The 13,882-nt window shown below is 69.3% G+C and carries 13 protein-coding genes; 5 read left to right on the forward strand and 8 right to left on the reverse strand.

Going from position 1 to position 13,882, the window contains the following annotated elements; all coding sequences use genetic code 11:
* The first annotated feature begins 4 nt into the window (after positions 1-4).
* The 3 genes from ITJ61_RS13270 (at position 5) to ITJ61_RS13280 (ending at position 2,250) form a co-directional block, all read left to right on the forward strand.
* Positions 5-823: an HpcH/HpaI aldolase/citrate lyase family protein gene (locus ITJ61_RS13270; protein ID WP_258063482.1), complete on the forward strand. Its 819-nt coding sequence runs from the start codon at positions 5-7 to the stop codon at positions 821-823.
* A 162-nt stretch (positions 824-985) separates the two neighbouring features.
* On the forward strand, positions 986-1,450 hold the full coding sequence (locus tag ITJ61_RS13275; RefSeq protein ID WP_219819525.1) for a peroxiredoxin: 465 nt from the start codon (positions 986-988) through the stop codon (positions 1,448-1,450).
* 101 nt (positions 1,451-1,551) lie between these two features.
* Positions 1,552-2,250 carry a GNAT family N-acetyltransferase gene (locus ITJ61_RS13280; RefSeq protein ID WP_194686422.1) on the forward strand — a complete coding sequence of 233 codons (699 nt, stop codon included), beginning with the start codon at positions 1,552-1,554 and terminating at the stop codon, positions 2,248-2,250.
* 46 nt (positions 2,251-2,296) lie between these two features.
* Here the strand turns inward: ITJ61_RS13280 and ITJ61_RS13285 are convergent, their stop codons facing one another.
* From ITJ61_RS13285 to nucS, 4 genes are all read right to left on the reverse strand, one after another.
* Positions 2,297-3,505: an ATP-binding protein gene (locus ITJ61_RS13285; protein ID WP_219819524.1), complete on the reverse strand. Its 1,209-nt coding sequence runs from the start codon at positions 3,503-3,505 to the stop codon at positions 2,297-2,299.
* A 17-nt stretch (positions 3,506-3,522) separates the two neighbouring features.
* The gene (locus ITJ61_RS13290; protein ID WP_104300385.1) at positions 3,523-4,005 is read right to left on the reverse strand and encodes a DUF3224 domain-containing protein; all 483 of its coding nucleotides are present in this window, start codon (positions 4,003-4,005) and stop codon (positions 3,523-3,525) included.
* Between the two features lie 51 nt (positions 4,006-4,056).
* Entirely contained in the window at positions 4,057-4,824 is a 768-nt protein-coding gene (locus tag ITJ61_RS13295; protein WP_104244099.1) for an HAD hydrolase-like protein, read from the reverse strand.
* A 71-nt stretch (positions 4,825-4,895) separates the two neighbouring features.
* Positions 4,896-5,591 carry an endonuclease NucS gene (nucS, locus tag ITJ61_RS13300; protein ID WP_104244101.1) on the reverse strand — a complete coding sequence of 232 codons (696 nt, stop codon included), beginning with the start codon at positions 5,589-5,591 and terminating at the stop codon, positions 4,896-4,898.
* 178 nt (positions 5,592-5,769) lie between these two features.
* Here nucS and ITJ61_RS13305 point away from each other — a divergent pair, with 178 nt between their 5' ends.
* A complete protein-coding gene (locus ITJ61_RS13305) occupies positions 5,770-7,446 on the forward strand; it encodes an alkaline phosphatase (protein ID WP_228496672.1) in 1,677 nt (558 codons plus the stop codon).
* A 107-nt stretch (positions 7,447-7,553) separates the two neighbouring features.
* Here ITJ61_RS13305 and ITJ61_RS13310 read toward each other — a convergent pair whose 3' ends face one another.
* From ITJ61_RS13310 to ITJ61_RS13320, 3 genes are all read right to left on the reverse strand, one after another.
* Positions 7,554-8,186: a LysE family translocator gene (locus ITJ61_RS13310; protein WP_104244103.1), complete on the reverse strand. Its 633-nt coding sequence runs from the start codon at positions 8,184-8,186 to the stop codon at positions 7,554-7,556.
* A 127-nt stretch (positions 8,187-8,313) separates the two neighbouring features.
* Positions 8,314-9,432: a hypothetical protein gene (locus ITJ61_RS13315; protein WP_104307588.1), complete on the reverse strand. Its 1,119-nt coding sequence runs from the start codon at positions 9,430-9,432 to the stop codon at positions 8,314-8,316.
* Positions 9,433-9,608: 176 nt separating this feature from the next.
* The gene (locus ITJ61_RS13320; protein WP_323744357.1) at positions 9,609-10,970 is read right to left on the reverse strand and encodes an MATE family efflux transporter; all 1,362 of its coding nucleotides are present in this window, start codon (positions 10,968-10,970) and stop codon (positions 9,609-9,611) included.
* A 142-nt stretch (positions 10,971-11,112) separates the two neighbouring features.
* Between ITJ61_RS13320 and ITJ61_RS13325 the strand changes: the two genes are divergently transcribed.
* On the forward strand, positions 11,113-13,125 hold the full coding sequence (locus ITJ61_RS13325; RefSeq protein ID WP_194686424.1) for a M13 family metallopeptidase: 2,013 nt from the start codon (positions 11,113-11,115) through the stop codon (positions 13,123-13,125).
* Between the two features lie 86 nt (positions 13,126-13,211).
* On the opposite strand, the gene ITJ61_RS13330 is transcribed toward ITJ61_RS13325, so the two are convergent.
* Positions 13,212-13,754, reverse strand: coding sequence for a hypothetical protein (locus ITJ61_RS13330; protein ID WP_194686425.1), 543 nt, complete (start codon positions 13,752-13,754; stop codon positions 13,212-13,214).
* Positions 13,755-13,882: the final 128 nt, after the last annotated feature.

A 13,882-nucleotide genomic window follows, 5' to 3' on the forward strand; every position in this document is an offset into this window, starting at 1 on the left:
CGTCGTGCCCCCGGCAGACGCCAGGTCCTGGTTGCTCGTCCCGGCGTCCAAGCCCGAAGCTTTCGACGCTGCGGCAGCCTCGCGCGCCGACGTCGTCATCCTCGATATCGAGGACGCCGTCGACCCCAAGCACAAGGCCGCCGCCCGGGCTGATGTCATCGCCTGGCTCAAGGCCGGCAACGCCGCCTGGGTGCGCATCAACGACACCCTGTCCGACTTCTGGGCCGACGACGTCGACGAGCTCGCGGGAGTCCCCGGTCTCCTCGGAGTCGTGCTCGCCAAGACGGAGCAGGCCGAGCAGGTCGTCAACACGTACCAGCGACTCGGCGCCCGCATCCCCGTGGTGCCGCTCATCGAGTCGGCACTCGGACTCGAAGAGGCCACGAACATCGCCCGCGCTGACGGCGCCTTCCGCCTCGCCTTCGGCAGCGGCGACTTCCGTCGCGACACCGGCATGTGGGCGACGCGCGAGGCCATGGCCTACGCACGCTCGCGCCTCACCGTCTCCTCCAAGGCGGCCGGCCTCCCGGGCCCTGTCGACGGACCCACCACCGACGAGAGCCTCCGTGTCCTCCGCAACGAGTCCGAGTGGACGCTCGAACACGGCATGACCGGCAAGCTGTGCCTCCGCCTCGAGCAGACGGCCGTCGTCAACGAGGTCATCTGCCCGCAGACGAGCGACATCCTCTGGGCACGCGAGTTCCTCGCCGACTTCGACGCTTCCGGCGGCGTGGTCCGCGACGGCAGCGACCTCCCGCGTCTCGGTCGCGCACGCAAGATCCTGCGCCTCGCAGAAGCCTTCGGCATCACCGTGGAGGCCTAGAGAGTCCAGCCAGGGTCGGCTTCGCGCCGATCGCTCGGTTCCGTTCTGCAGTTGCGGGCCGCTCGCCCCCGGTGGGCGGGTGGCCCGCGACTCGTTCACAGGCGACGGTGGATGCGCGCTCGCTAGAGTCGGGCAGGTCTGATTCCCGAGCGAGGAGCAATCTTGGTCACCACTCTCAGCGTTGGCGACAGCGCCCCCGATTTCGCGCTCACCGACCAGCACGGCGAGATCATCCGCCTCAGCGACCTGGCCGGCTCGCCAGTCGTCGTCTACTTCTACCCGAAGGCCGGCACGCGCAAGTGCACGCAGCAGGCATGCGACTTCCGCGACAACTACGCCGCACTCAGCGACGCCGGAGTCACCGTGCTCGGCATCTCGCTCGACCAGCCGCGAGAGCTCGCCATCTTCGGCGAGGAGCAGCGGGTGCCATACTCGCTCCTCAGCGACTCGGGGGCGACCGCCATGGAATGGGGCGCGTGGGGCGAGCGTCCCGTCGCGGGAATCGCGGGGACCGGAGTCATCAGGTCGACGTTCATCGTGGATGCCACCGGGAAGCTCTCCTGGGTCGCGTACGACATCGACCCGGACGGCCACGTGGAGGAGCTGCGCGCGAAGCTCGGCATCTGAGCCGAGCGGGAGGCAACGGGTCGTAACCGTCGGTCACGACGTCGAGAGCATCGTGCCGTGTGCGTGACAATCGGAGACACATCCACCGTCTCGAGGACCCCATGACCGACACCACCATCACCTCCACCTCCGTGCTCGACAACCCCGCCTGGAACTCGCTGACGGGCGCCCACGCGCACCTCGCTGTCGGTGGCGACCTCGTCAAGCGATACCCGGCCGACGTGTCGCCGTTCGTGGGCGTCCGCTCCTGGGAGGCGCCCGGCGTCTGGGACGCGATCGCCGAGCTCCTCGGCTCCGGGGCCGAGCTCGCGATCTCGCACGCAGACCCCGAGGTTCCGGCCGGCTGGGCGCAGACCTGGCGCGGCGAAGGGGTGCAGCTGGTCGAGACGCCTCGCCTGCAGACGAGACCCGACGAGGAGGTCGTCGAGCTCGGGGCAGGCGACGCCCCCGAGATGCTGGCGCTCGTGGAGCGCAACCAGCCCGGCCCCTTCCTGCCGCGAACGTACGTGCTCGGGCGCTACGTCGGCATCCGCCGCGACGGAAAGCTCATCGCCATGGCCGGAGAGCGACTCCACCCCGCGGGTTGGACGGAGATCAGCGCGGTCGCGACCGACGCCGACTACCGCCGACAGGGACTCGCATCACGTCTTGTGCTCGACGTCGCCTTCCACATCCAAGAACGCGGCGATCGTGCGCTCATGCACGCTGCGGCCGCCAACACGGGTGCCATCGCCGCGTACGAGAAGCTGGGCTTCGAGCTGCGTCGAGCGACGCCGTTCACCGGCGTGCGCGTTCCCTGAGTCCGTCGAGGCCGACCCCGCCCCTTACGACTGGGCCCGGAGGGGCTCAGTCGTCGAGGTCCTCGTCCTCATCGGGCGGCGGCGGGAATGCCCGCCCCTGCGGAAGCGCGATGGCCTCGCTCACCACGTGCTCTCGCAGATACTCCCGCAGGTACGGCGTCGTGAACTGCACGCTGCCGTAGCCCGCGGGCTCGATGATGCCGGCGTTGATGAGCCGCTGGCGGTACACGCCCACGTAGCCGGCCTTCGCGCGCATCCGCAACCGGATATCGCTCGAGCGCGACGGCCCGTCGTCGCTCGCCATGGCGGCCAGGTAGGTCCGGTCGCCGACGGACAGTGCGGCGAGGGTGGGTTCGTAGATGTACTGGCCCATGGCCTGCCGTGCGAGCCGAACGGCCCGGCGGGCGTGCGCGAGCTGGATGCGCTCGGCGGCGCCTGCCTCCTGCCACGATTTCGAGCCGATGAACTGCACGAGGAACGGGTACCCCTGCGTGCCCCGCACCGCGTAGTCGAGGGCGTCGTCGTCGATGCTGCGCCCACCCTCCGCGATGGGCTCCCGGAGAGCCCTCGCCGACGCCTCGTAGTCGAGCTGCCCGAGTTCCTGGACGTGCGCGCGGCGCAGGAACGTCAGCATGCGGTCGCTGCGCAGCTCGTTGATGTTCGGCTTGAGGCCGGCGCCGACGAACGCGACGTCGAGCCCCTCGCGGAACGCGTGCTGCACGACCGTCGTGATCTCGCGGAGGTCGTCGATCGCGCCGCGGTGGATCTCGTCGACGGTGATGAGGACCCCTGTGCCGTTCGGGGCGAGCAGACGCGTGAGCTCCGTCAGCTGTGACCGCAGGTTGGCGACGGGTCGGTAGCGCTCCTCGACCGTCGACACGAACCCTCCGGTGCCCATCGGCAGGGTGACTCCCGTGATGCGGCGCTTGCTGGCCCTCGGGTCGTGCTCGGCCAGGAGCTTGGGGAGCGCTTCGGTGGTCATCCGCTCGGCCAGTCCCTTCGTGGCCGTCTCCGAGATCACGAGCCAGCCGCGTGTGACGGCGATGTCCTCCAGCGCGTTGAGCATGACGGTCTTGCCGACGCCGCGCAGCCCGGTGACGAGGGTCGCCCTCCCCACCTCGCCCGGCGTGCCGTCGATCGCCGCTTCGAACGACGCCAGCATCGCCGATCGGCCGACAAGCAGCGGCGGCGTCACGCCGAATGAGGGCGTGAAGGGGTTCGGCCGCGTGGATGCGGCTCCCGCCTTCGTTGGCACGGGCGGCCGGCTTCCGGTCAGGCCTCGCTCTTCGACGAGCCCGCCTCGACCTCGCCCGCGAGCACCTCGCCGTCGATCTCCACGTCGTCGGCATCGTCGAACTCGATCTGCAGGACAAGCGTGTGGTCGTCGCCACGGGCGATGATCTCCCCCGTGCCGCTCGCGCCGATCAGCTCTCCGGTGCCCGAGTCGGGGACGATATGCAGCACGCCGCCGCCAGCAGCAGGACGGCCCCTCGCGACCGTGTTCGCGTGCCAGAACGCGAGCGTGCCGGTCCTGCCCGCTATCGAGCCCTCGAAGGCGTCGATCGCGACGTACGTGCCCGAACCGTGCTTCTCGTTGAAGGCACCAGCGAAGAGCACCTCGCTGCGCCCCTCGATGTCACCGCCCGAGATCGCACGGACGATGAATGCACCGCCAAGCGGTGCGGCGGTCTCGATGCCGACGGCCCTGCCGTTGGCGTCCCAGGCTTCGATGGTGAAAGAGCTCTCTGCGCGCATGCCATGAGGATACGACGACGCACCGACAAAGCGACGGGAACTCCGGCGTGGTCAGTCGAGCGAGAGGAAGGCTCGGAGTCGTTCCGCCGAATCGGCGACCGCGACGGAGCCCGCCTCCTCGCCGAGGCGGCCGTAGCCCCAGGACACGTAGACCGCGGGCACGCCGTGCTCGGCAGCCCCCTCGACGTCGTAGAACCGGTCGCCGATCATCAGCACGTTGCTGAGGTCGACGCCCGCCACGTCGAGTCGACGAAGCGCCTCCTCGATGACGTCGGCCTTGGCCGAACGCACCTCGTCGTCGGAGGCTCCCGTGATGGTGAGGAATCTGTCGGCGACCCCGTAGCTCTCGAGGATGACCCTCGCCGAGCTCTCCGGCTTGCTCGTCGCCGTCGATTGCGGGATGCCCGCGGCGTGCACGTCGCGGATGACCTGGAGCACCCCCGGGTACGCGTCGCCGATGAACGACTCAGAGGCGCGGTAGATCGCGCGATAGCGTTCGGTCGCCTCGATGGGGTCGAGCCCGTAGGCGGCGAACGTCTCGTGGATCGGCGGGCCCACGTGCTTGAGCAGCTCGCTGTCGCTCGGGATCGGCAGCCCGTAGTTCGAGAGGACGGTGCGCAGGCTGTTCAGGATGCCCGGCGCCGAGTCGCTGATCGTCCCGTCCAGGTCCCAGAGCACCGCCGTGTACGGGGCGATGCCGGTACCGCGCTCGAGGTCGACCCTGCGCGTCGTCGTAGTCGCCGCAGGCTGGACGGCCGGTGCCGGCTGCGGGTCTGTCGGGACCCGGCCTTCCGTTTCTGGAGAGCTTGTGTGCGTCATGTCCGAGCCAGTGTAGTGAGGGCTGGCCGAGCGGCAGGCGACAGCCCGCTGAACGGTTGGGGTGCGCGCGGCTAGAACAGGCGCATGTGGCGCGGGTCGACGCCGCGCATCTCGTCGTAGTCGAGGATGACGCAGCGGATGCCGCGGTCCTCGGCGAGCGTGCGTGCCTGCGGGGCGATCTCCTGCGCGGCGAACACCCCCGAGACGGGAGCGAGCAGCGGGTCGCGGTTCATGAGCTCGAGGTAGCGCGTCAGCTGCTCGACGCCGTCGATGCCTCCACGGCGCTTGATCTCCACGGCAACAGAAGCGCCGCTCTCGTCGCGCGCCAGGATGTCGACCGGCCCGATGGCGGTCATGTACTCCCGGCGCACGAGGGCATGCCCCTCGCCGAGCAGGTCGATCTGGTCGGCGAGCAGCTTCTGGAGGTGCGCCTCGACGCCGTCCTTCTCGAGGCCGGGGTCTTTGCCGAGCTCGTGCGAGTGGTCGCCGAAGACCTCGCCGATCGTGACGAGCAGCTGGTCGCCGGTCTTCGTCTGCGTGACCCGCCAGAGCGCGGTGATGCCAGCTTCGAGCTGGGTCGCGTCCGGTTCCTCCTCGACGATGGAGCAGGGTGCGCTCATCCAGTTCAGCGGCTTGTAGCTGCCGCCGTCCGAGTGCACCAGGAGGCTGCCGTCGGCCTTGCGCATGAGCACCCGTGGGGCCATGGGGAGGTGGGCGGTGAGACGGCCGATGTAATCGACGCTGCAGTTCGCAATGACAAGACGCACCTGACGAGGGTAATCGCTCCCGATGCACCGGGTGGTCGTGCGCGCCGGTTTCGGCCCTCGATGAGGTCACTCGAAATTCACCGGGGAGCTACCCGGGGGATACTGCGGCTTCGCCGGACATGCGAATGGTTCTCATAGCGTCGCCGAGGTACCCCGAAGACGGACCGGAAGGAACCAGATGCCCAGCATCATCCGCAGACCACTCGCCGGAGGCGCAGTCGCGCTCACCGCGCTCGCCATCGCAGGCACCGCGTTCGCCGCGACGCCGGCCGTCGCCGACGAGACCGGCCCGAAGAACGTCATCGTGCTCATCGGCGACGGCATGGGCTACAACTTCGTCGACCTCGCGAACGCCCACACCAGCGGCGAGACCTACTACCAGGTCACCACGGGCGGGGACAAGAAGGTCATCCCAGCTGGCAGCAACGCTGACCGGCCGACGGAGGGCTTCCAGAGCTGGGACCTCGCCGGCATGTCCACGAACTGGGCTGAGGGCCCCGCGTACGACCCCGCGGAGTCCTGGACCGACTTCGAGTGGAACAAGAACGACCCGACCGACTCCGCCGCGGCAGGAACCGCCATGGCGACAGGCGTCAAGACCTACAACGCGGGCATCGGAGTGGACGTCGACGAGAACGTGGTCGAGAACCTCTCGGAGCGTGCGAACTCGCTCGGCAAGTCGACGGGCGTCGTCACGAGCGTGCCGTTCTCGCACGCCACACCCGCTGCCTACTCGGCACACAACGTGTCGCGCAACGACTACCACGGCATCGCCGCCCAGCAGCTCTCTGGCGAGATGGATGTCGTGATCGGCGCGGGCCACCCGTTCTACGACGACGACAACCAGCCCTTGGCAGCACCGAACTACCAGTACGTCGGCCAAGCGGAGTGGGAGGCCGCCACGAACGGCGCGAGCGACTACGCCTTCCTGGAGACGAATGAGGACTTCGCGGCGCTCACCGAGGGCGACACCCCCGAGCAGGTCTTCGGGGTCCCCCAGGTCGGCTCGACGCTGCAGCAGGGCCGCACGGACAGTGGCGCGAGGAACGACGTGCCGGGTCTCGCGACGCTCACCGAGGGCGCCCTGAACGTGCTCGACAACAATGACAGCGGCATGTTCCTCATGGTCGAGGGCGGCGCGATCGACTGGACCGGGCACGCCAACCAGACCGACCGAGCACTCGAGGAGACCCTCGACTTCAACGACGCCGTGGATTCCGTCATCGACTGGGTCGAGACCGAGTCGAGCTGGGATGAGACGCTCGTCGTCGTCACCGCCGACCACGAGACCGGCTACCTCTCTGGCCCGGTCGAAGGCCAGTTCACGCCCATGACGGTCGAGAACCACCTCGACTACGCCACCCACTCGTGGAACTCCACGAACCACACCAACCAGCTCGTGCCCTTCTTCTACAAGGGTGCAGGTGCCGAGCAGCTCACGGCGCTCGCCGATCAGCGCGACCCGCTGCGCGGCCACTACCTCGACAACACCGAGATGGCGCAGTGGCTGCTGACGTCCGCGTGGGTCGAGGTCGCTCCGCCGACTCCGACCGCGACGACCGAGCCGACGGCCACGACCGTGCCGACCGCGACCACAGAGCCGACGGCGACCGCGACCACCGCACCGACGGCGACGACCGAGCCGACCGCGTCCACGACGGCATCCGCCACCGCTCCTGCCAGTGCGGGTCCGGCACCCACGAGCACCTCGGCGACCGGCCGGGGCGGGGACTCGCTGGCCACGACCGGCGCCGACGGTGCAGCGCCCATCGCGATCGGCGCTGGTCTGCTCCTGGCCGCAGGCATCACCGTGGTATTCGTCGCCCGTCGCCGCGCCGCGACCGAGCGCGAGTAGCGGAGGAGCTCCCAACAGCGAGGCGTCACCAAGAGCACGCCGCTCGCGCGCGGAGCGCATGGCTGGCCGGTCCCGGATGCACGGGACCGGCCAGCCTGACCGCGTCTCTAGGACTTCGCGCCGGTGAAGGCGAGCGCCCCGCCGAGCCCGATCATCATGGCTCCACCCGTCGCTGACATGCCGGAGATGCGCTTGGGGGAGCGTGCGAACCAGGCCCGTGCGGTGCCGGCGAAGAGCGCCCACGCACCGTCGAAGACGAGCGCCAGCAGAAGGAAGCAGACGCCGAGCTCCATGAGCTGGAGCCAGGCCGGCCCGGCCGCCGGTGACACGAACTGGGGGAGCACGGCCACGAAGAACGCGATCGTCTTCGGGTTCGTGCTGCCGACGATGAAGCCCTGCGTGAGCAGCTTGAAGGCGCTCGCGGGAACGGGCGGTGCGGCCTCGAGGTGGGCGTTCCTCGTGCGGATCGCCTGCACGCCGAGCCAGACGAGGTAGACCGCGCCGACGATCTTGATGATCGTGAACGCCACGACCGACGAGGCGACAAGGGCCCCGACCCCGAGCGCCACCGCGAGGACCGCCGGGATCATCCCGATGGCGTTGCCGACGACGCTCAGCACGCCGGCCCGACGGCCGAGCGCGATCGACCTGCCGATCACGAAGAGCACGCTCGGCCCCGGGATGAGGATGAGCAGCACCGACGCGATGGCGAAGGCGAGCAGGCTGTCGAGTGGGACCATGACGAGAACGTACCGCTCCCGAGGCCCGAGCGCGAGCGATCCTGGGGGACGGTCAGGCCCATGTTCGGAGCCTCCCCGAGTGGGCCTCGCTCTCAGCCGGAGCCCTTCGGAGGCCCGCCCTTCACGCTCAGGCCGGGACGACGCCGTAGGCGTAGGCGAACTCGGTGGTGCGCTGGTTGCGATCGTTGTTGTCGGCCGGGAGGAAGCCCACGTGCCCAGCGGTCGACGCCACGTCGAAGGAACCAGCGCCCGGAGCGTCGTAGACGATGTCGAACTCGAGGAAATCGTCAGCGTCGAGTGGTGTCCCGAACACGGCGACAAGCTCCTGCACACTCGAGCCTGCCTGACGCTCCGGTGCGGTCACGTTCTGGAGGAAGTCACCCGTCGCGGTGCCGTTGCGGCGGACGTTGGCGATGGAGAAGGTCGTCGTCGAACGGTAGTCGAACCTGACGACGGCTGAGCCCGACGCGGGAAGCGGGCTCGGGCCGACCGACGTGATCTTGACCGACGTCGGACGGCTCGTGCGGGCCGGCCCGGTGCCGAGGGGCACCGTCTCGAAGCTCGCCTCGGTCTCCGCGGCGTACGGTGCGGCCGGCTCGAGCTCGGTGACGCCGACGCCCTGCAGCACGTTGTTGTCGGTCTTGGTCTCGGGAGCCAGAGACGTGGCGCTGACCCGGGATCCCGTGATCTTCGCCGGGTCGTACGCGTCGTTCGGGTAGCGCAGGAGCACGGTCGACTCGACGACGAGCACCACCGCACCGGTGGGGAAGATCGGGTCGTCGGACTCGTTGACGGGAACCGAGACGGGGACGAGCCACCTGTGCTCGGTGCGCGTTCCGGTCACGATCGTCTCGACATCGTCGACGTACGTGGGCTCAGCGGCCCCGGCGACCCGGTACCCGACGCGGTCGATCGTGGCCACCTCGTTGTCGACCGTGTAGCTGGCCTGGAAGCCCGAGGCAGGGGAAGGCGTGTCGCCGAAGTTCGCGACGGCGAAGTTGCTGAGCGGCACGAACGACGTGTACCGCTGGGAGTAGTCCGGCGTGAAGAGGGGGAGGGAATCCCCGAACTGCAGGCCGACGATCGCGAGGTCGAACCCGGCGGTCGTCGTGCTCGCCGACGCCGACGGTGCTCCGACGGCCAGTGTCACGAGGGGGATGCTCCAGGCGCCGGCAGTCACGATGGCGCGCCGCGAGGGGAGCTGCTTGTCGGTCGAGCTGCTGTTCGAGGGAAGGGATGCACGCATGGTGGAACTCCAGAGGGGGATCTGTTGGCGCCGGCGTCAGATGCGCGCAGCGTCTGCGAGCCCAGGGGCGACCCGCAATCCCCACATTTGCAGGAAATCACCCGGGGAGCGATGGGGAGAACTCCCCGTGGCTCGGCTCGGATCCGCGAAGCCGAGCGAGCGGATCCGAGCGTCCGCTACCTCGCGGCGCCCGGGACGAGCCACTTCGTGCCGCGCTCCCTGGCACCCAGGACGAGCGCCCGAGCGCCCATGGTGCCAACGGCGAACGACGCCCACAGCACTCCGAGACCAGCCGCACCCTGCATCCCGAGCTGCAGCACGACCGTCACGCCGACCACCAGCACGAGCAGCGGCGGGATGCCAGCCAGCGCCAGGTAGCGAACGTCACCCGCCCCGATGAGGATGCCGTCGAGCACGTAGACGAACCCCGCGATCGGAGTCCCGGCAGCGAGGATGAGGAACCCGACGGGCAAGAGGGAGAGCACGGCGGTGTCGCTCGTGAAGACGTACCCGAGAACCCACGCGAGGGCCGCGAACACGACCGCGAGGATCACGCCGAACCAGAACCCCCACTGCTTGAGGCGGCGGGAGATCGCCGTGACCCGCTTCGTGTCACCGGCACCGAGGGCGTGCCCGACCATCGCCTGGCCCGCGATGGCGAGCGCATCCAGGGTGAAGGCGATGAGGCTGTTGACCGAGATGAGGATCTGCAGGGAGGCCAGCTCCGCGACCCCCTGCTGCCCGGCCGCCCAGACCAGCACGACGAGGGAAGCGCGCAGCGTGAGGGTGCGCAGCACCATGAACGCGTTCGCCGAGAACACCGTCCGAGGGTCGCCGATACCCGGCCGCAGCGAGACGCCGAGCTCGCGGCCCGCTCGGACCGCGATGACGATGTAGACGATGGCCATGCCCCACTGCGCGATGACCGTGCCGAGGGCAGACCCCGCGATGCCCCAGCCGAAGCCGTAGATGAAGACCGCGTTCAGCGCCCCGTTCACGGCGAAGCCCGCGATGGCGACGACCAGCGGCACCTTGGTGTTCTGCAGGCCGCGCAGCAGGCCCATGGCGGCGATGACGAGCAGCATCGCGGGGAGACCCCACAGGCTCAGGGACAGGTACGTGTTCGCGGCATCGATGGCGCCGGGATCGCTCGTGAAGACGCCGACGAGCGGAGCGCTCAGGGGGAGGCCGACGATGAGGAGCACGAGCCCGCAGAAGGCCGCCAGCCACATGCCCTCGATACCGGCGCGGATGGCGCCTGGCCGGTTGCCGGAGCCGAGCAGCCGCGCCACGACCGGGGTCGTCGTGTAGGCCAGGAACACCATGATGCCGACGATCGTGTGCAGGATCGTCGCCGCGACCCCGAGGCCAGCGAGCGCCGTATCGCCGAGGTGGCCGACGAGGGCCGTGTCGGTGATCAGGAACAGCGGCTCGGCGACGAGCGCCCCGAACGCCGGAACCGCGAGGGTCAGGATGCTGCGGTCGAGCGCGCGTGCATCGGCGCGTCCAGCGGGTTGGGGGTTCCGAGATGCGCGCACGGATCCATCCTCCCAGGAGTCAGCGCGAAGCCCGTTGCCCAGACGCGGGCAGGTGCACGGTGGGTGACCCCGCGTCCCCTCGCGTGTTCGCCCTGAGGTGATCTCAGCGCCTGTGTCGGTGGCGTGTTCTAGCCTGAGGGACATGTCACAGACGGACGACCTCGCCTCCACCGCTCCCGCAACCGAGCAGCTGCCCTCGGGCATCGACCTGGAGGCGCTCGACGCCTCGGTCCGCCCCGCAGACGACCTGTTCAGGCACACCAACGGCAAGTGGATCGCTGCCACGGAGGTGCCCGCGTACCTGCCCGCCTACGGCAGCTTCATCCAGTTGCGCGAAGACGCCGAGAAGGCGGTCCTCGACATCCTGAAGAGCGGCACGGACGCGGAGCCTGGGTCGGAGCTGCGCAAGGCGGCAGACGCCTACGCGGCGTTCATGGACGAGGAGAAGCTCGAGGCCCTCGGCTTCGACCCGGTTCGCCCCGACATCGACCGCGCACTCGCCGCATCGACGATCGACGAGTTTCTCCACGTGCTTGGCGACCTCGAGCGCACCGGCCTCGGCTCGTTCGTCTCGGCCTACGTCTACCCCGACCTCAAGTCGCCCGCAGAGTACGCCCTCTACTTCGAGCAGTCGGGCCTCGGCCTGCCTGACGAGAGCTACTACCGCGAGGAGCAGTACGCCGAGATCCGCGAGCAGTACACGGCGCACATCGCCCGCATGCTCGGCCTCGCCGGACTGCCGGACGCGGGGGCTCGGGCCGCGCGCGTCTTCGCGCTCGAGACCGAGATCGCCAAGCTCCACTGGGACGTCGTCAAGTCGCGCGAGGCGGAGCTCGCGTACAACCCGCGCACCTTCGCGGAACTCAGCGCGGCCTACGCGAACGTCGACTTCGCGGGCTGGACCGCACGCTGGGGTGCACCGGCCGGCGCACTCGACCGCGTCATCGTCCGTCAGCCCGACTTCTTCGAGGGTGCAGCTGACCTGCTCACGCACGAGCGGCTCCAGGCCTGGCAGGACTGGCTCGTCTGGGGCATCGTCTCGCAGTACTCGGGCATCCTCGCCCCGTCGGTCTCCGCGGCCAACTTCGACTTCTACGGCAAGACCCTCCAGGGCACGCCAGAGCAGCGCGAGCGTTGGAAGCGGGGCACGGGCCACGCTGAGGGCAAGCTCCCCGAGGCCATCGGCAAGGCCTACGTCGAGCGGCACTTCTCGCCGACCGCGAAGGCCAAGATGCTCGAGCTCGTCGGCTACCTCACCGGGGCCTACCGCGCATCCATCGCCGAACTCGAGTGGATGAGCCCGGAGACCCGTGAGCGAGCCCTCGACAAGCTCGAGAAGTTCGTCACCAAGATCGGGTACCCCGACCGCTGGCGCGACTACTCCGACCTGGAGATCAGGGACGACGACGTGGTCGGCAACTCGCGCCGGGCCTCGGTCTACGAGGCGGCCTACGAATTCGCCAAGCTCGGCACGCCCGTGCGACGCGACGAGTGGATGATGCCGCCACAGACCGTCAACGCCTACTACTCGCCAGGCGAGAATGAGATCGTCTTCCCCGCCGCGATCCTCCAGCTGCCATTCTTCGACGAGCACCGCGACCCCGCCGCGAACTTCGGCGCCATCGGCGCCGTCATCGGCCACGAGATCGGGCACGGCTTCGACGACCAGGGGTCCAAGTACGACGGAGACGGGCGCCTCGAGGACTGGTGGACCGCGACCGACCGCACCGCCTTCGAGCAGCGCACCCGGGCGCTCATCGACCAGTACAACGAACTCTCACCTGAGGGCACCGAGGGCCAGAAGGTCAACGGCGAGCTCACCATCGGCGAGAACATCGGCGACCTCGGCGGACTCGGCATCGCCTGGAAGGCGTACCGCGCCTACCGCGCAGACGCCGGCTTCGACGCAGACGACGAGAACGTCATCGACGGGCTCACCGCGGCGCAGCGGTTCTTCCTCAGCTGGGCGCAGGCGTGGCAGCAGAAGGCGCGCCCCGAGTACGCGAAGCTGCTCCTCGCGGTCGACCCGCATTCGCCCGCCGAATTCCGATGCAATCAGATCGTCCGCAACGTCGATGCCTTCTACGACGCCTTCGACGTCACTGAGAGCGATGCCCTCTGGCTCGCCCCCGAATCCCGGGTCACCATCTGGTAGCCGAGCGCTGAGCCAGGCATCACCTCGACGCCTCCCGGGACGCAAGACGGCTACGGGAGGCGTCGTCTCGTCTCGTCGCTGCGCCGCTACTCGACGCCGATCGGTGCCCAGGCCCCGGTCGACCCCGTCAGCATGATGCGGGCGCCTGAACCCAGGTACGTCGACGCGACGGCGTCACCTGCACACAGGTCGACGCCTTCCCCCGTGTACAGGGTCGACGTCGTGATCCTGTCTTCCGCATCGCCGAAGAGCAGGGCGAACGAGCCATCGGCGACCGGCAGGGTTCCATCCGCGAGCTCGTAGTTCCCCGCGTCGATGCCAGTGCTCTCAGCAAGCGACTCGACCGTATCGCCGGGGCAGGCGATGACCGCGCCGGTCGCGCCGCTCGGCAGAAGCGCGGCGAAATCGAGGGTGGCGCCCATCTCGTTCTCGCTCAGGGCATCCGCGATCGACGTGCCTGGCGGCTGCATGCCCTCCTCGGGGACGGCACCATCGGTCTGCCCGGAGCCCGAGCATCCGCTCAGCGCGAGGAGCGCGGTCGCAGCAACGGTGCCGGCAAGCAGCTTGGAGCGGTGTTCGCGGAGCATTCGCAGGGGTTCCCATCGACGGAGCGTGCACTCGGTGGTCATCTCGGGATGCTCAGCCCAGGGCGAGAAGGTGCGGTTCCCGAGATCGCCGGCGCGCATCGATTCTGCCCCGTGTGCTCGAGGATTCGGGTGAGCCTGACCGCAGTGCCGCGCATTCGGCGTCGGGTGGG

Source organism: Pseudoclavibacter sp. VKM Ac-2888, from assembly GCF_015351285.1.
GTDB lineage: Bacteria > Actinomycetota > Actinomycetes > Actinomycetales > Microbacteriaceae > Pseudoclavibacter.